This is a genomic window from Dyella sp. (assembly GCF_051962475.1).
GTDB lineage: Bacteria > Pseudomonadota > Gammaproteobacteria > Xanthomonadales > Rhodanobacteraceae > Dyella_A.
Map to the genome: position 1 here is coordinate 93027 of NZ_JBQCCF010000069.1, position 23355 is coordinate 116381.

At 68.0% G+C, this 23355-nt stretch carries 22 protein-coding genes; 8 read left to right on the forward strand and 14 right to left on the reverse strand.

The annotated features are described in order from the left end of the window. Positions 1-41: 41 nt before the first annotated feature. Both lpdA and aceF read right to left on the reverse strand, forming a co-directional pair. The gene (gene lpdA, locus ACTHJF_RS15650; protein ID WP_440267923.1) at positions 42-1811 is read right to left on the reverse strand and encodes a dihydrolipoyl dehydrogenase; all 1770 of its coding nucleotides are present in this window, start codon (positions 1809-1811) and stop codon (positions 42-44) included. A 96-nt stretch (positions 1812-1907) separates the two neighbouring features. Continuing rightward, entirely contained in the window at positions 1908-3596 is a 1689-nt protein-coding gene (gene aceF, locus ACTHJF_RS15655; protein ID WP_440267924.1) for a dihydrolipoyllysine-residue acetyltransferase, read from the reverse strand. Between the two features lie 209 nt (positions 3597-3805). Between aceF and ACTHJF_RS15660 the strand changes: the two genes are divergently transcribed. Both ACTHJF_RS15660 and ACTHJF_RS15665 read left to right on the forward strand, forming a co-directional pair. Further along, a complete protein-coding gene (locus tag ACTHJF_RS15660; protein WP_440267925.1) occupies positions 3806-4690 on the forward strand; it encodes an ABC transporter ATP-binding protein in 885 nt (294 codons plus the stop codon). Positions 4691-4716: 26 nt separating this feature from the next. Then, positions 4717-8295: an ABC transporter permease/M1 family aminopeptidase gene (locus ACTHJF_RS15665; protein WP_440267926.1), complete on the forward strand. Its 3579-nt coding sequence runs from the start codon at positions 4717-4719 to the stop codon at positions 8293-8295. Positions 8296-8325: 30 nt separating this feature from the next. On the opposite strand, the gene ACTHJF_RS15670 is transcribed toward ACTHJF_RS15665, so the two are convergent. The 9 genes from ACTHJF_RS15670 to ACTHJF_RS15710 form a co-directional block, all read right to left on the reverse strand. Then, complete coding sequence (locus ACTHJF_RS15670; RefSeq protein WP_440267927.1) at positions 8326-9210, reverse strand: mechanosensitive ion channel family protein; 885 nt, start codon at positions 9208-9210, stop codon at positions 8326-8328. A gap of 130 nt (positions 9211-9340) precedes the next feature. Continuing rightward, a complete protein-coding gene (locus tag ACTHJF_RS15675; protein WP_440267928.1) occupies positions 9341-10147 on the reverse strand; it encodes a DUF2884 family protein in 807 nt (268 codons plus the stop codon). Positions 10148-10265: 118 nt separating this feature from the next. Further along, positions 10266-10547, reverse strand: a complete 282-nt coding sequence (locus ACTHJF_RS15680; RefSeq protein ID WP_440267929.1) for a DUF2845 domain-containing protein — start codon at positions 10545-10547, stop codon at positions 10266-10268. 99 nt (positions 10548-10646) lie between these two features. Further along, positions 10647-11084 carry a DUF2383 domain-containing protein gene (locus ACTHJF_RS15685; protein WP_431634533.1) on the reverse strand — a complete coding sequence of 146 codons (438 nt, stop codon included), beginning with the start codon at positions 11082-11084 and terminating at the stop codon, positions 10647-10649. Positions 11085-11210: 126 nt separating this feature from the next. Continuing rightward, positions 11211-11963: a DUF2884 family protein gene (locus ACTHJF_RS15690; protein ID WP_440267930.1), complete on the reverse strand. Its 753-nt coding sequence runs from the start codon at positions 11961-11963 to the stop codon at positions 11211-11213. Between the two features lie 85 nt (positions 11964-12048). Then, positions 12049-12927, reverse strand: a complete 879-nt coding sequence (locus tag ACTHJF_RS15695; RefSeq protein WP_440267931.1) for an energy transducer TonB — start codon at positions 12925-12927, stop codon at positions 12049-12051. Positions 12928-13150: 223 nt separating this feature from the next. Further along, positions 13151-13669 (reverse strand): hypothetical protein, encoded by a 519-nt coding sequence (locus ACTHJF_RS15700; RefSeq protein ID WP_440267932.1) that lies wholly within the window; start codon positions 13667-13669, stop codon positions 13151-13153. 2 nt (positions 13670-13671) lie between these two features. Then, positions 13672-14202, reverse strand: a complete 531-nt coding sequence (locus ACTHJF_RS15705; RefSeq protein ID WP_440267933.1) for a peroxiredoxin — start codon at positions 14200-14202, stop codon at positions 13672-13674. A gap of 118 nt (positions 14203-14320) precedes the next feature. Continuing rightward, a complete protein-coding gene (locus ACTHJF_RS15710) occupies positions 14321-14770 on the reverse strand; it encodes a hypothetical protein (protein ID WP_440267934.1) in 450 nt (149 codons plus the stop codon). Between the two features lie 253 nt (positions 14771-15023). Between ACTHJF_RS15710 and ACTHJF_RS15715 the strand changes: the two genes are divergently transcribed. The 3 genes from ACTHJF_RS15715 (at position 15024) to ACTHJF_RS15725 (ending at position 16846) form a co-directional block, all read left to right on the forward strand. After that, a complete protein-coding gene (locus ACTHJF_RS15715) occupies positions 15024-15929 on the forward strand; it encodes a YihY/virulence factor BrkB family protein (RefSeq protein ID WP_440267935.1) in 906 nt (301 codons plus the stop codon). Positions 15930-16006: 77 nt separating this feature from the next. After that, positions 16007-16345, forward strand: a complete 339-nt coding sequence (locus tag ACTHJF_RS15720) for a glycine zipper 2TM domain-containing protein (RefSeq protein ID WP_440267936.1) — start codon at positions 16007-16009, stop codon at positions 16343-16345. 84 nt (positions 16346-16429) lie between these two features. Further along, positions 16430-16846 (forward strand): universal stress protein, encoded by a 417-nt coding sequence (locus tag ACTHJF_RS15725; RefSeq protein WP_431634545.1) that lies wholly within the window; start codon positions 16430-16432, stop codon positions 16844-16846. Positions 16847-16871: 25 nt separating this feature from the next. Here ACTHJF_RS15725 and ACTHJF_RS15730 read toward each other — a convergent pair whose 3' ends face one another. Further along, positions 16872-17927 carry an NAD(P)-dependent alcohol dehydrogenase gene (locus ACTHJF_RS15730; RefSeq protein WP_440267937.1) on the reverse strand — a complete coding sequence of 352 codons (1056 nt, stop codon included), beginning with the start codon at positions 17925-17927 and terminating at the stop codon, positions 16872-16874. Between the two features lie 177 nt (positions 17928-18104). On the opposite strand from ACTHJF_RS15730, the gene ACTHJF_RS15735 reads away from it, so the two are divergent. Beyond that, complete coding sequence (locus tag ACTHJF_RS15735) at positions 18105-18923, forward strand: ferritin-like domain-containing protein (RefSeq protein ID WP_440267938.1); 819 nt, start codon at positions 18105-18107, stop codon at positions 18921-18923. An 18-nt stretch (positions 18924-18941) separates the two neighbouring features. Here ACTHJF_RS15735 and ACTHJF_RS15740 read toward each other — a convergent pair whose 3' ends face one another. Continuing rightward, a complete protein-coding gene (locus ACTHJF_RS15740) occupies positions 18942-19394 on the reverse strand; it encodes a DUF6491 family protein (RefSeq protein WP_440267939.1) in 453 nt (150 codons plus the stop codon). A 45-nt stretch (positions 19395-19439) separates the two neighbouring features. Then, the gene (locus ACTHJF_RS15745; RefSeq protein WP_440267940.1) at positions 19440-20177 is read right to left on the reverse strand and encodes a hypothetical protein; all 738 of its coding nucleotides are present in this window, start codon (positions 20175-20177) and stop codon (positions 19440-19442) included. A gap of 167 nt (positions 20178-20344) precedes the next feature. Here ACTHJF_RS15745 and ACTHJF_RS15750 point away from each other — a divergent pair, with 167 nt between their 5' ends. Continuing rightward, on the forward strand, positions 20345-21610 hold the full coding sequence (locus ACTHJF_RS15750; protein ID WP_440267941.1) for an MFS transporter: 1266 nt from the start codon (positions 20345-20347) through the stop codon (positions 21608-21610). A 56-nt stretch (positions 21611-21666) separates the two neighbouring features. After that, the gene (locus ACTHJF_RS15755) at positions 21667-23295 is read left to right on the forward strand and encodes an alpha/beta hydrolase-fold protein (protein WP_440267942.1); all 1629 of its coding nucleotides are present in this window, start codon (positions 21667-21669) and stop codon (positions 23293-23295) included. The last annotated feature ends 60 nt before the right edge of the window (positions 23296-23355 follow it).

Sequence of the window (23355 nt, forward strand, 5' to 3'; positions counted from 1 at the left end):
GCTGCCGTGCCGATGGCGGTTCCATCGACACGGCGACCAGCTCACTTCTTCTTCGGGATGTACAGGTCGGTGATGGTGCCCTCGTAGACCTCGGCCGCCATCCCCACCGATTCGCCCAGCGTGGGATGAGGGTGGATGGTCAGGCCGATGTCGGCGGCTTCCGCGCCCATCTCGATCGCCAATGCGATCTCGCTGATCAGGTCGCCCGCATGGGTGCCCACGATGCCGCCGCCGACCACGCGATGGGTTGCCTCGTCGAACAGCAGTTTGGTGAAGCCCTCGGTGCGGTCGTTGCCGATGGCGCGACCGCTGGCCGCCCAGGGGAACTTGCCCACGCCGATCTTCAGGCCCTTTTCCTTGGCCTCGCGCTCGGTGACGCCGACCCAGGCGATCTCCGGGTCGGTGTACGCCACCGACGGAATCACCCGCGCATCGAAGTGGCTCTTCTGCCCGGCGGCGGCCTCGGCGGCCACCTTGCCCTCGTGCGTGGCCTTGTGCGCCAGCATGGGCTGGCCGACCAGGTCGCCGATGGCGAAGATGTGCGGCACGTTGGTACGCATCTGCGTATCGACGTTGATGAAACCGCGCTCGGTGACCGCCACGCCGGCTTTCTCCGCGCCGATCTTGGCGCCGTTGGGCGAGCGGCCCACCGACACCAGCACGCGGTCGAACACGGTGTCGGCCGGGATGCTCTCGCCCTCGTAGCTCACCTCAATGCCCTGCTTGGTGGCCTTGGCCGAGGTGACCTTGGTCTTCAGGTGGACGCCCTTGAGCTTCTTGCCCAGGCGCTGCGCCAGCGGCTTGATCAGGTCGGCGTCCGCGCCGGGGATGATCTGGTCCATGAACTCGACCACGGTCACCGCGCTGCCGAGCGCGGAATACACGGTGGCCATCTCCAGGCCGATGATGCCGCCGCCCACGACGAGCAGCTTCTTCGGCACGTCCTTCAGTTCCAGCGCGCGGGTGGAGTCGAGCACGCGCTCGTCGTCCCACGGGAACATGCCCAGCTTCACCGACTGCGAGCCGGCGGCGATGATCGCCTGCTCGAAGCGGATCAGCTTCACGCCGTCGGCCGTCTGCACTTCCATCTCGTTGGGCGACACGAATGCGCCCACACCCTGCACCGTGCGCACCTTGCGCTGCTTGGCCATGCCGGACAGCCCGCCGGTGAGCTTGCCGACCACCTTGGACTTGAAGTCGCGCAGCTTGTCGATGTCGATGCTCGGCTTGCCGAAGCTCACGCCATGCGCGGCCATCGCCTCGGCCTCGTCGATCACCGCTGCGGCATGCAGCAAGGCCTTGGACGGAATGCAACCGACGTTGAGGCAGACGCCGCCGAGCGTGTCGTAGCGCTCCACCAGCACCGTATCCAGGCCCAGATCGGCGGCGCGAAAGGCGGCCGTGTAGCCGCCGGGGCCGGAGCCGAGCACCACCATCTGGCAGGTGAGGTCCGCCGTGCGCCCGGATGCGCCGGCTGCCTGGGGAGCGGCTGCAGCTGCGGTGGCGGGCGCCGGAGTGGCCGGAGCCGCAGCGGGGGCAGCTGCAGAGACCGGTGCCGCGGCTTGCTCCTCGCGGCTTTCCAGCACCGCGATCAGCGTGCCCTCGGACACTTCGTCACCCACCTTCAGCTTGAGCGCAGTGATGACGCCAGCGGCCGTGGAGGGGATCTCCATCGTCGCCTTGTCCGATTCCAGCGTGATCAGGCTCTGATCCTTGGCGACGGTGTCGCCCTCCTTCACCAGTACCTCGATCACCGGCACGTTGTCGTGACCGCCGATGTCGGGAACCTTGATGTCGATGGTGCTTGCCATGGGGAATCCTTGGATGTTCTTGTTCGCGGCCGGGCGCCTCTCACGAGACGCGGCCCTCACCCACCCGCTCCCGGCCAGAGAGCAGGCACCGGGGCGTCAGAGCAGCAGGCGGCGGATGTCGCCCAGCTGCTGCGCGAGGAAGGATGCAAAGCGCGCGGCGAGCGCGCCGTCGATCACGCGGTGGTCGTAGGACAGCGACAGCGGCAGCATCAGTCGCGGCGCGAAATCCTTGCCGTTCCACACCGGCTTCATCGCCGCCTTGGAGACGCCGAGGATCGCCACCTCCGGTGCGTTGACGATCGGCGTGAACGCAGTGCCGCCGATGCCGCCCAGCGAGGAGATCGAGAAGCAGCCGCCGGACATGTCGGCCGGGCCGAGCTTCTTGTCGCGCGCCTTCTTGGATATCTCGCCCAGCTCGCGGGCGAGATCCAGCAGACCCTTCTTGTCGACGTCACGGATCACCGGCACCACCAGGCCATCGGGCGTGTCCACCGCGATGCCGATATGGAAGTACTTCTTGAGCACCAGCTTCTCGCCGGTCTCGTCGAGCGAGGCGTTGAACTGCGGGAATGCCTTAAGCGCTGCCACCACCGCCTTCATCTGGAACACCAGCGGGGTGATCTTCAGATCCTTGTTCTCTTCGCCGAGCTTCTTGCGGAAGGCTTCCAGCTCGGTGATGTCGGCATCTTCGTGCTGGGTGACATGCGGGATCATCGCCCAGTTGCGCGCCAGGTTGGCGCCAGAGATCTTCTGGATGCGCGAGAGCGGCTTCTCTTCGATCTCGCCGAACTTGGCGAAGTCGACCTTCGGCCACGGCAGCAGGTTGAGCCCGCCACCGGCCGCCACCGGCGCGCCCTGCACCGGACGCGCGCCCGAGGCGAGTGCGTGCTTGACGTAGGCGCTGACGTCCTCGCGCTGGATACGGCCGCCGCGGCCCGAGCCTTTCACCTGGCTCACGTCCACGCCCAACTCGCGGGCGAACGCGCGGATCGCCGGGCTGGCGTAGGGCGCATCGCCCGGCATGACGATCTTGGCGTCGAACGGCGGGCGCGCCTGCGGCGCCACATCGCCTTCCGGCACGTTGCCCGGCAGCACGCCCCGCGCGGCGATCGGCGACGGCTGCTCCTGGACCTTCGGGCCGCCCTGTGCCACCGGCATGCCGGCAGCGGCGGGCGCGGCGGCAAGCGCGGCGCCCGGCGCGCTCTCGCCGGCGGCCTCGATCAGCGCGATCAGGCTGCCCTCGGACACCTCGTCGCCGACCTTGAGCTTGAGCTCCTTCACCACGCCGGCGAACGGCGCGGGCACTTCCATCGTGGCCTTGTCCGACTCCAGTGTGACCAGGCCCTGGTCCTTGTTCACCGTGTCGCCGACCTGCACCAGAATCTCGATCACCGGCACACCATCGAAACCGCCGATGTCTGGCACGCGGGCCTCGCGCACACCGCCGGACGCGGCGGCCGGGGCCGGGGCCGGGGCCGGAGCGCTCTTGGCCAGCGCCTCGGCCTTAGCCGGTGCAGGCGCCGGAGCCGGAGCCGCCGCAACGGCGCCCTCGGCCTCGATCATCGCGATCACCGTGCCTTCGGCCACCTCGTCGCCCAGCGCCACCTTGAGCTCCTTCACCACGCCGGCGAACGGCGCGGGAACCTCCATCGTGGCCTTGTCCGACTCCAGCGTGATCAGACTCTGCTCTTTTTCGACGCGGTCGCCGACCTTGATCAAGATTTCGATCACCGGAACCTTGTCGCCGCCGATATCCGGAACGCGTGCTTCTTTGAGGTCGGCCATGGGGACTCCTGGGGGAATGGGGGCGGGCCGCGGGAAACGGGCCACGGCAAGACTTCCATCATAACCAAGGCGCGCTGGCGACGGGACTGAAAACGTGTGCATCGCCACCGTTCGCCCACGTATGGCATGACCTTGGGCGCATGCCGGCTCTGGCCCGGGCACGTACGCTGGACCCGCAGGCGCCGCATCCGCAGCGCAGGAGGGAACCCATGCTGGCCATTCGCGACCTGTCCAAGACCTACGCCAACGGCGTGCGCGCGCTACGCGAGGTGACGCTCGACATCCCGCACGGCATGTTCGGGCTGCTTGGCCCGAACGGGGCCGGCAAGTCGTCGCTGATGCGCACCATCGCCACTCTGCAGGATCCGGACTGCGGCAGCATCACGCTGGACGGCCAGGATTTGCTGGCCGACAAGCCAGCCGCGCGGCGCCTGCTCGGCTACCTGCCGCAGGAGTTCGGCGTCTACCCGAAGGTGTCGGCCGAGGCGATGCTGGACCACTTCGCCGTGCTCAAGGGCGTCACCGTGCGCGGCGAGCGGCGCGAACTGGTGCATGCGCTGCTGCGCCAGGTGAACCTGTGGGACGTGCGCAAGCGCAAGCTCGGCACGTTCTCCGGCGGTATGCGCCAGCGCTTCGGCATTGCCCAGGCGCTGATCGGCGCGCCGCGGCTGGTGATCGTCGACGAGCCCACCGCCGGTCTCGACCCGGAAGAGCGCAACCGCTTCCTCAACCTGCTGGCAGAGATCGGCGAGCGCACGGTGGTGATCCTCTCCACCCACATCGTGGAGGACGTTACCGACCTGTGCCCGCGCATGGCGATCCTCGCCCAGGGCCAGGTACTGCTCACCGGCGAACCGCTGGAAGCGATCGCCAGCCTCGAAGGCCGCGTGTGGCGACGCACGATCGACAAGCACGAACTGGACGGCTACCGCGCCCGCATGACCATCCTCTCCACCCGCCTGATGGCCGGACGCACGCAGATCCACGTGCTGGCCGACAGCTCGCCGGGCGAGGGCTTCGTCGCTGTCGCGCCGGACCTGGAGGACGTGTACTTCGGCCGCCTGCGGGCGCAGGCCACGACCCGCGCCGCCTGACCGCGCCGCCACGCAGGGACGAGCCCATGTTCTTCGAAATCTTCCGCTTCGAATGGCGCCAGCAGCTGCGCTCGCCGCTGCTCTGGGTGATCGCGGCGGTGTTCGCCGCGATGGCCTTCACCTTCACCAGCACCGACGCGGTGGCGCTCGGCGGCGCCACCGGCAACGTCTGGCGCAACGCGCCGATGGTGACGGTGAAGCTGATGTCGGTGCTCACCGTGTTCAGCATCTTCCTGGTGGCGCTGTTCGTGGCCGGCGCGGCGCTGCGCGACTTCGATCTGCGCACCGCCGAGCTGATGTTCACCACGCCGGTGAGCCGGCGCGCCTACCTCGGCGGGCGCTTCGCCGCGGGCTACCTGGCCTGCCTGGCGATCCTCCTGGTGTGCGCGCTGGGGCTGGCCGCGGGCGGGTTGATGCCGTGGCTGGATGCGGCGCGGCTGGGGCCACCGCGCGCGATCGGCTACCTGTGGTCGCTGGCGGTGATGGTGGCGCCCTCAATGCTGTTCATCGCCGGGCTGCTGTTTCTCATCGCCACCACCACGCGCTCGCTGCTGGCCACCTATGTGGGCGTAGTCGTGTACTTCGTGCTGCAGGTGATCACCGGCGCGCTGACCCGCGACGTCGACAACCATTGGCTCGCCGCCCTGCTCGATCCGTTCGGCGGGCGCACGCTGGCGATCGTCACGCGCTACTGGTCGGCCGACGAACTCAACCACGCGCTGCCGCCGCTGAGCGGGATCCTGCTGTTCAACCGGTTGTTGTGGGGCGGCGTGGGGCTGGTGCTGTTCGCGGTGGCGTTCGCGCTGTTCCGGCCCGACCGCGAAGGCCTGTCGCCACCCCGGCGCAAGATGCGCGCCGAGCCGCCGCTGCTGCGACCGGCTACCAACGCTGCCATCGATGCCACGCTGGTGCGCGGCTGGCGCGCCACGCTGGCCCAGCTGCGCGCGCAGTGGCTGTTCGACACGCGCGCAGTGCTTACCGGCGTGCCGTTCCTGGTGATGCTGATCCTGGCGCTGGTCAATGTGCTGGCGATCCTGGCGCTGTCCGGCCAGCTCTACGGCACCGCCACCTATCCGGTGACCCATCGCATGGTGGAGACGGTGGAAGGCGGCTTCCAGGTGATGCTCTACATCATCCTCACCTTCTACGCCGGCGAGCTGGTGTGGCGCGAACGCGCCGCCGGCGTGGCCGCGGTGAGCGACGCTTTCCCCACCCCGGACGGCGTGCCGCTGGTGGCCAAGCTGCTGGCGCTGTTCACAGTGGTGGGGGTGTTCCTGGCCACCGGCAGCATCGTGGCGATCGGCTGGCAGCTGGCCCACGGCTACACGCACCTGGAGCCGGGCCTGTATCTGGCCATGCTGGCGCTGGACGCCCTGCCCTACCTGCTGCTGGCCGCGCTGGCGGTGTTCTTCCAGGTCATCGCGAACAACCGCTTCCTCGGTTACCTGCTGACCATCGTGTGGCTGGTCGCCAGCCTGATCGGCTTCGGCCTGCTGGGCTGGGAGCACCACCTGTACAACTTCGGTACCGCGCCGGCGACGCCGTATTCCGACCTCAACGGCTTCGGCCACTTCCTGCCCGGCGCGCTGTGGTTCGACGGCTACTGGACGCTGCTGGCGATTGCGATGACGGTGGTGGCGGCGCTGTTCTGGGTACGTGGCAGCGTGCAGGGCTGGCGCGAGCGCAAGCGCGAGGCGCGGGCCCGGTTCACGCCGCCGATACGGCTGGCGCTGATCCTCGCGCTCGCCGGCTTCGCGCTGTGCGGTGGCTGGATCTTCTACAACACCAACGTGCTCAACACGTACCGCACCGGCGACGACGCCAACCGCCAGCGCGCCGACTACGAGAAGCAATACGCCCGCTACGCCGGGCTGGCGCAGCCGCGCATCACCGCGGTGCAGGCCGACGTCGACCTCGACCCGGCGCGTCGCCACCTTCACATGGTGGCGCACATGACCCTGGTGAACCGGCACGACGCGCCGATCCGCGAGCTGCACGTCAACACCGATACCGACTTCACCACCACGCTGGCGTTCGCCCCGCACGAGGCGGTGACTGTCGACGCGCGTCTCGGCTACGCGATCTACCGGCTGAAGACGCCGCTGGCGCCCGGCGCCTCGATGCCGTTCGACGCCACGCTGGATTACGCGCCCAAGGGCTTCACCAACGCGCCGGAGGGTCAGTTCCTCGCCCACAACGGCACGTTCTTCAACAGCACCGTGCTGCCGCGCTTCGGCTACCAGCCGGACAATCAGCTCACCGACCGCAACACCCGCCGCAAGCTCGGCCTGAAGGAAGACGTGCCGCGCATGCCGCGGCTGGGCGACGAGGCGGCACGCGCCAACACCTACATCAGCAACGACTCGGACTGGATCCACTTCGACACCACCATCACCACCGCCGACGACCAGATCGCGATGGCGCCGGGTTATCTGCAGAGCGAGACCCGCGCCGACGGCAAGCGCACGTTCCACTACGTGATGGACAAGCCGATGCTGGACTTCTTCTCGTGGATATCTGGCCGATACGCGGTCAAGAAGGACCGCTGGCACGACATCGCGCTGGAGGTCTACTACAACCCCGCGCACGCCTGGAACGTGGACGACATGCTGCAGAGCGCGAAGGATTCGCTGGCCTACTACGAGGCGAATTTCTCGCCCTACCAGTTCCGCCAGCTGCGCATCCTGGAGTTTCCCAACTACGCCAGCTTCGCGCAGTCGTTCGCCAACACCATTCCGTTCTCCGAATCGGTGGGTTTCATTGCCGACCTGCGCGACCCGTCGAAGATCGACTACGCCTACTACGTCACCGCCCACGAGGTGGCGCACCAGTGGTGGGCGCACCAGGTGATCGGCGCGAACATGCAGGGCTCCACGTTGCTCAGCGAATCGCTGGCGCAGTACTCGGCGCTGATGGTGATGAAGCACAGGTACGGCGCCGACCAGATGCGTCGCTTCCTCAAGTACGAGCTGGACAACTACCTGGCCAGCCGCGCCGGCGAGCCGGTACGCGAGGAACCGCTGGGCAAGGTGGAGAAGAACCAGACCTACATCCACTACCAGAAGGCGTCGCTGGTGTTCTACGCGCTGCAGGATTACGTGGGCGAGGACACCGTCAATGCCGTGCTGCGGCAGTTCCTGCACGACAAGGCGCTCCAGACGCCGCCGTACACCACCTCGCAGGAGTTCGTCGATGCGTTGAAGCGCGGCGTCGATCCGAAGTGGCACGGCCTGATCGACGACCTGTTCTGGAAGATCACCTTCTTCGACAACCGCCTCACCGAAGCCACCGCCAGGAAGCTGCCGGACGGGCGCTACCAGGTAACCCTGCAGGTGCACGCGGACAAGAGCTACGTGGACGGCACCGGCAAGGAAACCGCTGCCGTGCCGGACGTGCCGGTGGCGATTGGCGTGTTCGCCGCCTCCACGCGCGCTGGCGTGGACGGCAAACCGCTGTATCTGGAAAAGCGCGTGCTGCCCAAGGGCGACAGCACGGTCACCGTGGTGGTCAGCGGCAGGCCGGCCGAAGCCGGCGTGGACCCGTACAACGAGCTGATCGACCGCATCCCGGCCGACAACCGGCGCGCGGTCAGCCTGCAGCCCTAAGCGCGGGCGCGATGCCCGCGCTCAGCCGGCTCAGCTCTGCCGTTCTGCGGCGGGCGGCAGGCTGCCCTGGATCACCGTGAGCTCGCGCTGCGGGAACGGAATGCTGATGCCGGCGCCATCGAAGGCCTCCTTGATCGCGCGCAGGAAATCGGTCTGCGTCGCCCACAGGTCATCGATGCGGGTCCAGCCGCGGATCACCAGATCCACCGAGCTCTCGCCCAGCGAAGAAGTCCACGCGCCCGGCGCCGGGTCTTTCAGGATGCGCGGATCGGCCTCGAACAGCTTCTCGATCTCGGCCATCGCCGCACCAATGTCGTCCTTGTAGCCGATGCCCACGGTGAGCTCGAAGCGTCGCGTACCGCGGCGATTGAAGTTGATGATCGCGTCGCCGCCGATCTTGGCGTTCGGGATGATCGCCTCGCGACCGTCGGGCATCACCAGCTGCGTGTACATCAGGTTGATTGCATCGACGCTGCCCATCGTGCCGCCCACTTCGACGAAATCGCCCACCCGGAACGGGCGGAACAGCGCCAGCAGCACGCCCCAGGCCAGGTTGCTCAGCGAGCCCTGCAGCGACAGGCCGATCGCCAGGCCACCGGCGCCCAGTGCGGCCACCAGCGGCGCGGACGGCACCCCGGCCACCTGCAGCGCGGTGACGATGAGCAGGGCGATCAGAATTCCGTACAGCAGATTGCGCAGGAAGCTGGCCAGCGTGACGTCGAAACGGGCGCGACCAAAGGCACGCTCGGCCACATTCGCCAGCCGCCGCGCCACCCAGATGCCCACCAGCACCACCAGCAGCGCGGCAGCCAGGCGCAGGCCGAGCTGGATGGCCTGGTCGCCGTAGCGGGCGAGGTCCTGCTGCGAAAAGGGAAGCGCGAGCGCCGCGGTGCGGCCGCCGAGGGCGTGCTGCATGGCCTGATCTCCTTAAGAACCCGAAAGGGATCAGCCTAGGCGGGGCGGCCGCGGAAACCAAGCCGGCGTGCGGCAGGTGGCACGACAACGCCGCCGCAACGGGTGCGGCGGCGTGAAGGGCAGCGGCCGCTCAGCGCGCGGCGACCTTGTCCTTGTCGACCTCGTCGTGGTCGCGACCGATCAGCTGGAGCGCGGCGCCGCTGGGCAGACGGAAATCCAGCTGCTGCTGCAACTGATCGAGCGCGGCGAGCTTCGGACACAGCGCCTGCGCCCGCACCTCGAGTTGATCGGCACGCGCGTCCACTTCCTTATCGATGGTCTTGTCGAGTGAATCGGCGCGCGCCTCCAGCGCCGCGATGCGCGCCTGGTCGCCGCTCAGCGCTGCCTTCACGGCACCGGCGGTCACCGTGCTGACCAGTTCGGACACGGCGCCCTCGACGCTGTCGCCGATGGTGTCGCCGAGGTCGTGCTGGGTCCACACCCCGCTGCCGAGCCCGGCGTCGATGCGCGAGAGCGCCTGGGCGTGATCGCGATTGAGGCGCGCCAGCAGGCGGGAGCGCTCGTCGCCATCTTCGGCAAACGTGGTGGCCACCGCGGTCAGCGCAGAGAAGCCGATATCCAGCCCTTCGCGGGCGATGCCGGCCACTTCGGGCAGCAGTGCGCGCACGGAGCGCTCGTAGTCGCGCAGGCGCGCGGCGTCCGCTGCGCTCACGTCAACTGCGCGCCCGTCCACGCGCAGCTGCCCGTCATGCATGAACACCTTGGTGGGGGCGCCGTCGTCACGATTGAAGGCGACCCCGGCGGCGTCCACCCGCACGTCGTAGTCGGTACTGAAGCTGCACTGATGATCGACATGGACAAGGCGGTCGTGCGCCTGGGCCTGCGAACCGAACGCGACGCCGATGGCCAGCGTCAGCAATGAGATTGTCTTGCGCATGTGCGTATCCCCGTAGTGACGGCGAGCCCCCAAGGGCTGACCTGCAGTTCAGGATGCGCGGTGGCATGCGCCCGCCCATGGGCCAGGCGTCATGCCGTGCCATCAGTCACAACGGGCCTCAGCTGCGGCGATCGTCGATGTTGGCCACTTTCCCACCCAGCACGGTGACCGTGATGACGTGCCCGTCGCGGCTGTACTGCCAGCGCTCGCCCAGCCACGCGCCGTACTCGTTGTTGATCGGCTCCCGGTACACCGGTTTACCCAGCAGCTCGATCACGCGCGTGGCGGTATCGCCCACGACCAGCACGTGGCTGTCCACGCGCAGCGTGTCCCCTGCGGCTGCAGCGTGCCAGGGCCCCACGAGGACGGCGAGTAACAGGTATCGGCATCGAGCACGCATGGTCCATCTCCGTTTCGGTCCATTGCGGTCGGGCCAAGCCTAGCAGCCCGCTTTCCCAGCCCGATTCCCTGGCTGCGCTTCGCTGGTCCCGAAGGGGAATCAGCGCGCCGCGAGCGCGAGACTGTGCATGTCCAGGTGCACTGCGTGCACGCGCCCGGACAGCCGGCCGAGCTCCTTCGCCGCTTCGTGGGGCGCCCGCTCCAGCACCTGCTCGAACTGCGCCAGGAGGGCGGCTTCGCGGCGCGCCAGCAGACGGATCCACTGGCCATCGCTCAAGGTCATGCGGCGCACCCACCAGGTGGCCGGCCGCCAGGGCCGAGGCGTGTTCCAGCGACCGTGGGTCGCCGGGCGACCACCCTGGGCGGCCAGCTGCATCTGCAAATCGAGGATCAGCAGCTCCAGGGCCGCGGCGTTTTCCTGCAGCACCACGCGCAAGCCCGGCTCCTCCACCTGCTGTGCCGCCTGCTGGCACAGGCGCTGCAGGTCGATGCTGCGGCGGATCAGGGCGTTGTAGAGCGGCTGCGATGCCAGCGACACGGCGCGTGGCCTCCCGTCGGTGGAGGTGGAAAAGTACCGACATGCTCGCGCCCGGCCGCTTACCCCCGGGTTAACCCGGCCGCCCCCGGCAAGGCGGGCTTTAGCTACGGTTCGCTTTCGCGCGAGTCAGTGCCCGCCCACGGTGAGCAGGTTCAACGGCCGCCCGGCGCCGTCACGCACGCCTTGCTGCAGCTCGGCGAGGCGGCGGATCGACGGGCATAGCGTATCCACCTGGGGCGCCAGCGCCTGCATGCGTCGTTCCAGCCGCGGCCGCAGCGCGGTGGCGAGGTCGGAGGCCTGGTCGCGCAGGCGCGCCGCGGTCTGCAGATCCCCGCTCATCGCGGCCTGCAGCGCCTGCTGGCCCAAGTCACCGGCAACGATGGGCGCAAGGTCGCCGGCGATCTGGTTACCCAGCGCCTGCGCCGCGTCACCCTGCCAGTCGTGCGTGCTGCGACTGCTGTCGATGCGCTGGTGCAGCTGCGCGGCGTCGGCGGTGAGGCGCTGATCGAGTTCGGCACGCGAGGCCGCGCTGAGCGCCATGCCGGCCGCCTCCTCGCGCAGGGCCTGAACGGCGAGATCCACGCCGCGCTTGCCCACCGCACGCACCTTCGGCACCAGCGCCCGCAACTCCCGCTCGAACAGCGACAGACGGTCCTCGTCCTCGGCGTTCAGAGGCACCGGCACGCCATCGGCCTGAAGTTGACCGTCGCGGAGCACCAGCCGCTGCGGCGCAGGCGCGGCGCGATCGAAGATCAGGCGGTCCGGCTGCACCGTGACATCGAAGCTGCTGCTGGCCTGGCAACGGGTGGCGAGCTGCTGGGCGGTGGCCGGCTGACAGATTGCCAGCGCCGTGATCAGGATCGGGACAAGGATGCGCATGGAGCCGGTATCGGTCGACAAAGATGCCTACCGATACCGGCTCGGGAGTCAACGCCGACTGAACCAGGCCGCGCCAGGGCGAATATCACGAACCGCTCAGCTTCGACCTCAAATGCGGGCTGCTGGCGTTGAGCAAGTAAACGCCGTCGTCAGGCAAGGCGTCGCCGCTCCCCGCGACCATGGCAGCAGTATTCAACCACGGCACCGCATAGCGCGGCCCTGGGACATACAGGTCCCAGTGTCCGGGGCTGCCGGGCATCGCGTGTGCACCCGCACCCGGGCCGACATTCAGCACGTAACTGACGGGAACCATGGCGTAATGGTCTCCCGCCCCGGCAAACATCCGCGGATCGAACACCCAGCTACGGGCCGCCTCAAGCGCGGGGTCCGCCAGCAAACGTCGATAGCGCTCCATTTGGTGATCGTCGCCCGCGATGCGCAGATTCACCTGCTCAACCATCGCATCCATGACATGCCCCTGTGCGTCAATCTTCAGCGCTAGGTAAACGGTGCCGGAGACTCTGTCCCGGATGGCTTGCATCGGATAGCGCGGCTGCGTGCGCCGGGGGGCGTCACTCTTCAAGGGCTTGTTGTCTGCGCTGAAGTAAGCGCCGGCCAGGTACAGCCGGTAGCGTTTGTCGCCCAACGGATGCAGCACGACACGCAGGCTCATGCGCGACCTGACGTTCACCGGCTTGCCGTCGCGAACCATAGGGTCGAACTGCCACGTTGGAATGGCCTGCTGCAGCAGGTTGCTCACCGCAGCGGGTAGATTCTCCGGGTTGTCCAACTGGTAGCCCGACACCGACCCGTTCGGTGCCACCGTCAGCGTGCCGACCACCACCATGCTGGCTTCGGCCTGCCGGGCTACCTCCTGAGCGCTGGCGGCAACCGCAGGCGAGCTGACCGCCACGCCGCACAACATCAGCCCCGAAAGAACGTACGACAGACGATTGAAGTGCATTGCCCCAGCCCTCCCCTTGGTGGACCTGCAGTCTATGCGCACACCGCGCCCCCGTCATCAGGACCAGACAGGGCTTAGCGCTCAGGCATCACCAGGCGCGTTGAGCAAAGACAGTCCCCGGTCCGTACCGAAGAAACACAAACCGATCACGCAACATCATGCTGCGTAACGACCGTCGCCTCATCAGGCCAACATCTTCGTGGACAGTGGTCGCGAGCGCAGCTCAGCACCGGCGACGAAACTGCGCGCGCACCGACGGCTGGCCCAGTCGCCACACGAGCCAGCTCAACACCACGATGCCGATTACGTCGAAGGCGAGCGAGAGATGCACGCGACGCGCCTCCTGCGCCACCAGCGCCGCGGCGTCAGCCATGCCGTGCGCCTGGCCGCTCCAGTCCAGCCAATGGCGATACAACAGCACGCCGCTCAGCAGCAGGCCGAGCGCAAGCAGGACGAGCGCCACCCGCAACACCGGCCGCGCCCAACCCTGGCGTAGGATGCCGGCGGCGCAGAACACCACCAGCGCCGCCGCCGCGATGAAGTACGCCGCATCCCAGCCCAGCATGGCGTGCAGTGCGGCGCGTCCCTCGTCGTCGAGCGTCGCGCTCCCCAGCACCGACCACACGCGCTGGCCGTGCACGCCGTACTGCATGGCGCCGAAGGCGGCAAGCAACAAGATCACCCACAGGCCGAGGCGCCACCACGCGAATCGCGGATACGTCGCTGCGTTGTCGTTTGCCACGGTCAGCCCCCCGCCTTCAGCGACGCGAGGTCGCGCAGCACCTGGGCAGAGTTCTTCTCCGGATCGACATCCTCATAAACCTTCGCCACCGTGCCCTGCGGATCGATCAGGAACGTGGTGCGGCGCGCGTAATGAAAGCCGACCGTGGACGAGAGCACGCCGTAGGCGGTGGACATCTGATGCGCGCTGTCGGCGAGCAGGGGGAACGGAACGCGGTACTTCTGCGCGAATTTCGCGTGCGACGCCATGTCGTCCAGGCTCACGCCGATCACCTCGGCACCGGCCTTGCGCAGCTTGGCGACGTCATCGCGAAAAGCGCATACCTCGGTAGTACAGCCGGGGGTGAAGTCCTTCGGATAGAAGTACACCACCAGCCAGTGCCCGCGGTAATCGGCCGGGGTGCGCCAGTGGCCGTTCTGGTCCTGCAGGCGGAAAGCGGGCGCGGTGGCGCCGGGCTGCGGGGTGGCGGCGCGCGCGGTGATCGTGGTCCCGCACAGCAGCGCAATCGCTAGCAACAGCAAGAGGCGACGCATCGAGGCAGCTCCGTATCGGTGGCGGAACGGCGAAGTGTAGCGCTGCCCATGCACAAGGGCGCCCGAAGGCGCCCTTGGCAAAAGCAGGCTCCGCCGACACGTGCCGGCGGAGCCGGACTTACTGGCGGCTGATGGTGAACTTGCCCACAGAGATGCCGAGATTCACGCCCTCACCCGTGCCGGCAAGCGCCAGCGAGGTGGTGCCCTTGGTCAGCACCTGAGCCGTACCGCTCTTGACCACGCCGGCCTCGGCGCCGGCCTGGGCGTAGTCGCCGAACACCTCGTCGATGCCGTGCACCTTGCTGATCTCGCCCTTGCCGTTGTCGATGTGGTACTTGCCGGCGGTGAGACCACCGCCGACCACCGCGATCTTCACGCGAGCCGACTGGCCGTTGTCGCAGGTGACCATGCCGTTGCCCTCGGCATGCTTGTAGAGGATCGACCAGCCCGACAGGTTGTACGTCAGGTCGCACTTGACGGTGGCCTCGGCGGCCTGGGCACCCGTGGCGCCCATCGCGCCGGCCGTAGCCAGCAGAAGGGCGGCGAGAGCGTGATTGCGCTTGATCATGGTGAACTCCTTGTGGATGAACGTTCTATGCCGGGTTGAACCGGGAGCCTCGAGACCGACCGCGGCCCGGCCAGGGTCCCGAGTGGTGGGGCGCAGCATCGGCACGGCCGCGTGAGGACTTCGTGCACCGCGGGCGAGGATTCAGTGAGTGCGCGCAGGTAGGGCATCCGCGGAGCGCAGTCGTCGGCCAACCGTTCACATTCGGGCCGCGGCGCAGCCATCATCGTGGCGTCCCTCCCAAACGGAGACCCCCGTGCCAGATCCCGACGTCCCGATCTCGCCAATGCATCCCGCCCTGCGCAAGGGTTTGGCAATAGTGCAGCGCACGGCCCAGGGCTTTGCGCACGACGAACTGTCGACGCGGGCGGCGGCGCTGGCGTTCTATTCGGCGCTTTCCTTCGCACCACTGCTGGTCCTGCTGCTATGGGTAGTGACGTCGCTGGAGCCGGCCTGGCAGCAGCAACTCGTCGTCTCGCTGCAGCACCTGCTGGGGCCGCGCGCCGCCGACGCGGTCACCCTGGTGCTGGACAACGCCCGCGAGCGTCCCGGTGTGGGCAGCTGGGCCGGGCTGTTCGGGCTGGGCGTCACGCTGGTCGGTGCGTCGGCGGTATTCGCCCAGCTGCAGGGCGCGATCAACCGCGTGTGGAATCTCGCCCCGCGGCCGGGTGGTGCGGTACTGGACTGGCTGCGCGCCCGCATGCTGGCGCTGGGCCTACTGCTGTCGCTGGCGTTCCTGATGGTGGTTTCGTTCGCCGCCAGCGCGTTGATTGCGGTGTTCGTGCGCGGCGACACGCTGGCCTGGCAGGTGCTGGAGGCGCTGATCAGCCTCAGCGTGTTCACCGCAGTCTTCGCGGCGATCTTCAAGGTGCTGCCCGATGCCACCATCGCCTGGACGGACGCCGTGGTCGGCGCCGCGCTGACGGCGGTGCTGTTCGCCGCGGGCAAGTTTGCGATCGGTCTGTACCTCTCCCGCAGCAACGTGGGCGGGGCCTACGGGTCGGCCGGCGGCGTGGTCGTCCTGCTGGTGTGGGTCTACTACTCCGCCCTGATCCTGCTGCTGGGCGCCGAGCTCACCCAATCGGTGGCCAAAGTGGGTGGGCGGCCGATCGTGCCGCGCGCGCATGCGGTCGTCCGGCGACGCGGCGCGGACACGGCCTGATGACGTTCGGTGCACTACGAACTCACGGCACCGGCCGGACACTACTGGCGTGTTCCCACCCACTCCCGGAGGCCATCATGTCCCGTCGATTCCTGCTCCCTGCCCTCGCCGCCCTCACGCTCGCGGCCGGGGTGCCCGATGTGCACGCCCAGCATCGCGGCCGGCACCAGGTGTGTGAAGACGTACGCGTAGCTGACGCCCCCGCCAAGGACCGGCACCAGATCGCCGGCACGGCGGTCGGCGCCGTCGCTGGCGGCCTGCTCGGCCATCAGGTCGGCGGCGGCAAGGGCAAGACGCTCGCCACCATCGGTGGCGCCGTCGCTGGCGGCTACGCCGGCAAGAAGGTGCAGGAGCACCACCAGGAAAAGAACGCCGGCACTCACATCGAGCGCCGCTGCCACTGGGTCGACGACTGACAATGCCCCGGGTCGGGCGCCATTGCATTCGCGGCCTGCGTGGCATGATCGCTCTGCAGATCACGCAGGCCGCGGAGGTGCCCGATGTTCAAGTATTCACTGGTCGGTTATGACGGTTCGGACACGTCCCGGCGCGGCTTCGAGCTGGCCATGGCGTTGGCGCGCCTCAATCACGGTCGGGTCCGCGTAGTGTCCGTGCTGCAGGTGACCGAGGCCGGGGCCGACGCCTGTGCGTTGATGATGGCCGACTCCGGCACCGCGCGGGCGCGCGAACTGCTGGAAGAGCTCAAGGCGCTGGAACCGGACGCCGAGGCGCTGGTGGATGTGGAGCTGACCCACGGCAGCCCGGGCGACGTGCTGATCAACCAGCTCGAGCAACATGGCTGCGACCACATCGTGATCGGCCATACCGAGCGCGGGGCGCTGGCGCGCTTCCTGCTGGGCTCGGTGTCCGGCGACGTGTTGGCGCGCGCCCACGTGCCGGTGACGGTGGTGCGCTAGGCACCACCGCCGTTTCCTGCAAGGTTTAGGCGGCGTCGCGCAGCGAGGCCATGTCGATCACGAAGCGGTACTTCACGTCGCTCTTGAGCATGCGCTCGTAGGCCTCGTTGATGTCCTGCATGCGGATCTGCTCGATGTCCGACACGATGCCGTGCTCGGCGCAGAAATCCAGCATCTCCTGCGTCTCGGCGATGCCGCCGATCAGCGAACCGGCCAACGCGCGGCGGCCGAAGATCAGCGAACCGGCCGCCACCGTGGGCGGCGCATCGGGCACACCGACCAGGGTCATGGTGCCGTCACGCTTGAGCATCTGCAGGTAGACATTGAGATCGTGCGGCGCCGAGACGGTGTCGAGGATGAAGTCGAAGCTGCCGGCGTGCTGCTTCATCTGCTCCGGATCGTTCGACAGCACCACCTCGTCGGCACCCAGCCGCAGCGCATCCTCGCGCTTGGAGGGCGAGGTGGTGAATTGCACCACCTGGGCACCGAACGCGTGGGCGAACTTCAACGCCATGTGGCCCAGACCGCCCAGACCGATCACGCCGACCTTGGAACCCTTGCCGACCTTCCAGTGCTTGAGCGGGGAATACGTAGTGATGCCGGCGCACAGCAGCGGTGCGACGGCGGCGAGGTCGAGCTTGTCGGACACGCGTAGCACGAACGCCTCGTCCACCACGATGTGGGTGGAGTAGCCGCCCTGCGTGGGCGTACCGTCGACACGATCCTTGCCGGCGTAGGTGAAGGTGGCACCCTTGAGGCAGAACTGCTCCAGGTCGTCCCGGCAACTGGCGCATTCGCGGCAGGAATCGACCATGCAGCCGACGCCGGCCAGGTCGCCCTGCTTGAACTTGGTCACCGCCTTGCCGGTGCGCAGAACGCGGCCGACGATCTCGTGGCCGGGCACGATCGGATATTCACCGGTGCCCCACTCGTCGCGCACGGTGTGCAGGTCGGAGTGGCACACGCCGCAGTAGAGGATCTCGATCACCACGTCGGTGTCGCGCGGCTCGCGGCGTTCGAAGCGGTACGGCGCCAGCGGAGCGCGGGCAGCGGGGGCGGCATAGCTGAAAGTGGGAATCATGGAAGCTCCATCGATGGGAAACGGCACGCCACGGTGGCGCAGCCGGGGCAACCGAAGGGTGTGGGGTCGGCCGCGGTTAATTCCAATGCGCGGCCAACGCCGTATGCTTGTGTCATTGATTTGTCACCTCGCGCGCGCTACGGCGCGCGCACGCCTTTGCGACAAGGAACCCACCCGTTGAGCTACGACAGCCACACGCTGCCCTGGACGCTGGAAAGCATCGACTTTTCGCGCATCGACAAGGCGCGCATCCGTCACAACGAGGATCTGTTCTTCCTGCTGTGCAGCTCGTCCTTTGTCGAGAGCGGCTCGGACCTGTACACGCACAACCTGGTGAACCACTTCGCCGGTGACGAGGCACTGCAGACCTGGCTCAGCCAGCACTGGGAGCATGAGGAGCTGCAGCACGGCCGCGCGCTGGCCACCTACGTGCGCACGGTGTGGCCGGAGTTCGACTGGGAGGCCGGCTTCAAGGCGTTCTGGGACGAGTACGGCGCGGTGTGCACCGCCGAACAACTGGAGCCTTCACGCGGCCTGGAGCTGGCCGCGCGCTGCGTGGTGGAGACCGGTACCGCCAGCCTCTACCGCGCGCTCAACGACATCACCGACGAGCCGGTGCTCAAGCAGCTCACCAACCACATCAAGAGCGACGAAGTGCGCCACTACAAGCACTTCTACCAGCACTACCGGCTCTACCGGGAGCGCGAAGGCTTCGGTCGCACCAAGGTGCTGCGCGCGATCCTACGCCGGGTCAACGAGATCAAGAGCGAGGACAGCGACATCGCCCTGCGCCACGTCTTCAACCAGTGCTACCCCGACGGCAGCGACACGCAGTTCCGCCAGATCAGCAACCGCGCGCAGGGCCTGCTGCGGCGGAACATTCCGGCCGAGATGACGGTGAAAATGCTGCTCAAGCCGCTGGACCTGCCGATGCGCGTGCAGAACGCACTGGAAAAGCCGCTGGCGAGGATCGCCGAGAAGCTGTTCCTGCACTGAGCCCCACGCCGCTGCTGCTCAGCCGTCCGCGGCGGGCGTGGCTTCGCGCGGTTTTTCCTCGATCGTGCGCCGCTCGGCCTGGCTGGCCTTGAGCTGCTTGACGTTCACCGGGCGGATGCCGGTGATGGTGCAGGGGAAATCGCGCCGCCCTGTAAGCACCTTGTCGAAGCCCACGCTCACCTCGTGCAGGTTCGAGGTCAGCCCGATCGCATTGGTGTATTCGAGGTTGATGCAGCCGCCCGTGGTGAGCAGCCAGGCCTCGTTGGGGCGGGTGTAGACCACCAGCAGATCTTTCCCCAACGGCTCCCACGACCACAGATTGCCGAAGAAACGGAAGCTGCGCTGACTGGGGCCGGCGGCGGCCTCGTAATCTGCGCGTCGCTGCGCCTCGCGCTCGGCACTGGGCCAGCTCGCGCAGCCGACCAGCGCCGCCGCCAGGGTGAGGCATCCGATCACACGTTGCAGGACCATGCTCGCTCTCCTCTCGCCAGTGACGCGCCGGGACACGCCTGCGCGCTATTTTTTCGTCTTGGGCAGCGGCAACCACTTCGCCGGGTCGAAACCGCCCACCTCGTACACCAGTTCCTCGCTGCGCCCGCTGTCCTTGGGGGTCACGGTGAGGCTGATCTTCTGCGCCTTCTTCAAGAGCGCGATGAACGCCTTGTCGTCGCTGATCATCAACGCCGGCTCGCCGCTGGGCGGCGCGAACGCCTTGATGCCCATCGCCTTGCCGTCCACTACCGCCGGCAGCGTGCAGGTGGCCTTGCAGACAAAACCCTTGCCGCTGCCGAACAGGAAGGCGTTCTGGCCCCACTGCGTGTGCCGGCGCAGCACCATGCGCACCTTGTCCGCATCGACCGGCTGGCTGTTGTAGATCACCGCGGTGGACTGAGTGCCGCCGGCCATCGGCGCCACCTGGTACAGCCAAAGGCCGGCCAGGCGATTCTTCTCGGCATTCTCGTGATAGCGCTTGCTGATCTGCGGCAGGCTCTCCTGCACCTCCTTCGCCGCGGCGCTGCCGGGGTAGTCGTGCACAATCTTCTGGCCGAAGGTGGTGGCCATCTCGTCGTTGTGGATGCGCACCAGCTGGCGGTAGGTATCCAGATCCTGCGCCGCGGCCGCATCGCTGGCGGCGGCCTGCCCCGCCGGCTTGCCCGCGCTGGACGACGAGCCGCCGCCGTTCTGCGAACAGCCGGTCGCGAGCAGCGCAAGGCCGAGCATCAGGGCCAGGGAACGGGTAGGCACAGGCAACATGGCGAACATCCACGGCAGGAAACGGGCGCCTAGAGTGGAACGAGGCCCGCGCACGGCGCAACCGTCGGCGCAGCCGTCGACCGATCGCAACATCGTCCGACCGTGCACGGACCGCTTGGCCGGGCGCGGTGGGGATTCGATAATCGCGATCCACGCAAGGACCCACGATGCGCCCCTCCCCCACCGCTCCCACCGACGCGTTGTTCCGGCATCGCGCCTTCGTCGCCTTCTGGTTTGCCCGCATCGCCTCGAGTTTCGGTTTCCAGATGCTCTCGGTGGCCGTGGGCTGGCAGATCTACGCGATCACCGGCCGCGCGCTCGACCTGGGCCTGATCGGCCTGGCGCAGTTCATCCCTTCGGTGCTGCTGGCGCTGCCGGCGGGCCACGTGGCCGATCAGTTCGAGCGCCGCCGCATCGTGCTGCTGGGGCAGGTGGTGGAGTGGGTGGCGATCGCGCTGCTGGCCGCGCTCACCCTGATGCATGACATCCACGAGGCCGGCATCCTCGCGCTGGTGTTCGTGATCGGCGTAGCCAAGGCGTTCGAGTTTCCGGCGATGCAGTCGATGCTGCCGGCGCTGGTGCCCGCGCCGATCCTGCCCCGCGCGATGGCGGTGAACGCCTCGGCCGGCCAGGCGGCGATGATCATGGGGCCGGCGCTGGGCGGCTTTCTCTACGTGGCCGGTCCGGGCGTGGTGTACGTGATCGCCGGCGCGCTCTACCTGGCCTCGGTGGTGCTGATGGCGAAGCTGCGCTACGAGAGCGCGCCGCCGCGGCGCGAACCGGCCACGCTGAAGACGGTGTTCGCCGGCGTGCACTTCATCCGCCAGCGGCCGGACGTGCTGGGCGTGATCTCGCTGGACCTGTTTGCCGTGTTGCTCGGCGGCGCCACCGCGCTGCTGCCGATCTTCGCCAAGGACATCCTGCACACCGGCCCCTGGGGCCTGGGCCTGCTGCGCGCGGCGCCGGCGGTGGGCGCGCTGTTGATGTCGCTGTGGCTGGCGCGCCACACCATGCAGCGGCGCGTGGGCATGACGATGTTCGCCTCGGTGGCGGGCTTCGGCGTGGCCACGCTGGTGTTCGCGCTGTCGACCACGCTGTGGCTGTCGATGGCCGCACTGTTTGCGCTGGGTGCGTTCGACATGGTCAGCATGGTGATCCGCGGCGCGCTGGTGCAGCTGGACACGCCGGACGACATGCGCGGCCGGGTGAGCGCGGTCAACGCAATCTTCATCAACACCTCCAACCAGCTCGGCGAGTTCGAGTCCGGCCTGCTCGCCGCGTGGGTCGGCGCCGTGCCGGCCACCTTGATTGGCGGCGTCGGCACGCTGCTGGTAGTGGGGCTGTGGATGGCGATGTTCCCCACCCTGCGCCGGCGCCAGCGGCTGCACAACGAGCCCGAACCCGTATCCGAGCCGGCCGACCAGACGCTCTGAGCGCCGCATTGCCGCGACAGTGGCGGCCGCAGGGCGGTGACCGCTAGCATCGGGGGATGACTCCCGCCCATCGCCTGCTTCTGACGCTCGCCGCCGCCCCCCTGGCCGCTGCGCCCCTCCACCTGCACGCCAACGATGCAGGGGCCACGTCGCCGCGCATCGAGGTGAGCTTTGCTGCGGCGGCACACGCGCAGCCGATTACGGGCCGCGTCTACGTGGCGGTGAGCCGCGACGGTGCGAAGCCGCCGATCGAACAGACCGACATCACTGGCGTGCCGTTGTTCGGGCACGACGTGACCGGCCTCAAGGCCGGCCAGTTCGCGGCTATCGATGTAAACGATTACGGTGCGCCGCTGGCCAGCTTGCGTGACCTACCCGCCGGCGACTACTGGATGCAGCCTTTCGTCAACGTCTACACCGAGTTCAAGCGCGCCGACGGCCACACGCTGTGGATGCACATGGACCAGTGGGAAGGCCAGGACTGGAAGCATTCGCCGGGCAACCTCTACGGCAAGCCGGTGAAGGTGCACTACGACCCGGCCGCGGCCACGCCGATCCGGCTGGTCGCCGATCAGGTGATCGCGCCGATCCCGTTTCCGAGGGACAGCGAGTACGTCAAGCGCTTCCGCATCCAGAGCAAACTGCTGACGAAGTTCTGGGGCCACCCGATCTACCTGGGCGCCACCGTGCTGCTACCCGAGGGCTACGAGCAGCACCCCAACGTGCGCTACCCGGTGGTCTACGACCAGGGGCACTTTTCCACCGACGCGCCGTTCGGCTTCGAGAACGAGAAATCGAAGCTGAGCGCGTTCTGGCTGGATAGCGCGAAGAAGCCGCGGGTGATCCTAGTGACGTTGCAGCATCCCTCGCCGTACTACGACGACTCCTACGCGGTGAATTCGCCCAACCAGGGCCCATTCGACGACGCCATCCACCAGGAGCTCTACCCGGAGATTGCCAAGCGCTTCCGCACCATCGAGCAACCGTGGGCGCGCATCCTCACCGGCGGCTCCACCGGTGGCTGGATCGCGGTCGCGCAGCAGTTGTTCCACCCGCGCTACTACGGCGGCAGCTTCGCGATGTGTCCGGACTCGCTGGACTTCCGCCACCACCAGGTGGTGAACATATACGACGACGCCAACGCCTACACCGTCGACAAAGGCTGGGTGAAAGTCGAGCGTGTGGACACGCGCCAGCCCGACGGCAACGTCGACGCGATGATGAAGGACGAGAACCACTACGAGCTGGCGGTGGGCGACCACTCGCGCTCGGGCGGCCAGTGGGACATCTGGGAAGCGGCCTGGGGGCCGATCGGCGCGGACGGCTATCCGCAGCGCATCTGGGACAAGCGCAGCGGCGCCATCGATCACGCTGTGGCCGAGTACTGGAAGCAGCACTTCGACCTGCGCTACATGCTTGAGAAGAACTGGGCCACGCTGGGCCCGCTGGTGACCGACAAGCTGCACATCTACGTGGGCGATGCGGACACCTACAACCTCAATATGGGCGTGCGCGCGATGGACGCGTTTCTGAAGGCGGCGACCAACCCGAGCTTCCAGGGCTCCATCACCTATCAGCCGATGGCGCCGCACTGCTGGGGCCCGCCCGGCGAAGTGCTCTACGACACCATGACCCGCTTCATGCAGAAGCACGCGCCCAAGGGCGAGGCCGCCTGGATCTACTGAAGCGGCAGCCCTTTCTCCGTGGCAGCCGCCGGGCTGCCGACGGCGATCCGCTGGCGACGA

Coding starts and splice junctions, on each gene's coding strand:
- ACTHJF_RS15675 (WP_440267928.1), bottom strand. CDS start 10,147: ATGCGCAAGACAATCTCATTGCTGACGCTGGCCATCGGCGTCGCGTTC.
- ACTHJF_RS15725 (WP_431634545.1), top strand. CDS start 16,430: ATGTTCAAGTATTCACTGGTCGGTTATGACGGTTCGGACACGTCCCGG.
- ACTHJF_RS15705 (WP_440267933.1), bottom strand. CDS start 14,202: ATGCGTCGCCTCTTGCTGTTGCTAGCGATTGCGCTGCTGTGCGGGACC.
- ACTHJF_RS15680 (WP_440267929.1), bottom strand. CDS start 10,547: ATGCGTGCTCGATGCCGATACCTGTTACTCGCCGTCCTCGTGGGGCCC.
- ACTHJF_RS15745 (WP_440267940.1), bottom strand. CDS start 20,177: ATGTTGCCTGTGCCTACCCGTTCCCTGGCCCTGATGCTCGGCCTTGCG.
- ACTHJF_RS15670 (WP_440267927.1), bottom strand. CDS start 9,210: ATGCAGCACGCCCTCGGCGGCCGCACCGCGGCGCTCGCGCTTCCCTTT.
- ACTHJF_RS15710 (WP_440267934.1), bottom strand. CDS start 14,770: ATGATCAAGCGCAATCACGCTCTCGCCGCCCTTCTGCTGGCTACGGCC.
- aceF (WP_440267924.1), bottom strand. CDS start 3,596: ATGGCCGACCTCAAAGAAGCACGCGTTCCGGATATCGGCGGCGACAAG.
- ACTHJF_RS15750 (WP_440267941.1), top strand. CDS start 20,345: ATGCGCCCCTCCCCCACCGCTCCCACCGACGCGTTGTTCCGGCATCGC.
- ACTHJF_RS15755 (WP_440267942.1), top strand. CDS start 21,667: ATGACTCCCGCCCATCGCCTGCTTCTGACGCTCGCCGCCGCCCCCCTG.
- ACTHJF_RS15660 (WP_440267925.1), top strand. CDS start 3,806: ATGCTGGCCATTCGCGACCTGTCCAAGACCTACGCCAACGGCGTGCGC.
- ACTHJF_RS15720 (WP_440267936.1), top strand. CDS start 16,007: ATGTCCCGTCGATTCCTGCTCCCTGCCCTCGCCGCCCTCACGCTCGCG.
- ACTHJF_RS15730 (WP_440267937.1), bottom strand. CDS start 17,927: ATGATTCCCACTTTCAGCTATGCCGCCCCCGCTGCCCGCGCTCCGCTG.
- ACTHJF_RS15740 (WP_440267939.1), bottom strand. CDS start 19,394: ATGGTCCTGCAACGTGTGATCGGATGCCTCACCCTGGCGGCGGCGCTG.
- ACTHJF_RS15665 (WP_440267926.1), top strand. CDS start 4,717: ATGTTCTTCGAAATCTTCCGCTTCGAATGGCGCCAGCAGCTGCGCTCG.
- ACTHJF_RS15695 (WP_440267931.1), bottom strand. CDS start 12,927: ATGCACTTCAATCGTCTGTCGTACGTTCTTTCGGGGCTGATGTTGTGC.
- lpdA (WP_440267923.1), bottom strand. CDS start 1,811: ATGGCAAGCACCATCGACATCAAGGTTCCCGACATCGGCGGTCACGAC.
- ACTHJF_RS15690 (WP_440267930.1), bottom strand. CDS start 11,963: ATGCGCATCCTTGTCCCGATCCTGATCACGGCGCTGGCAATCTGTCAG.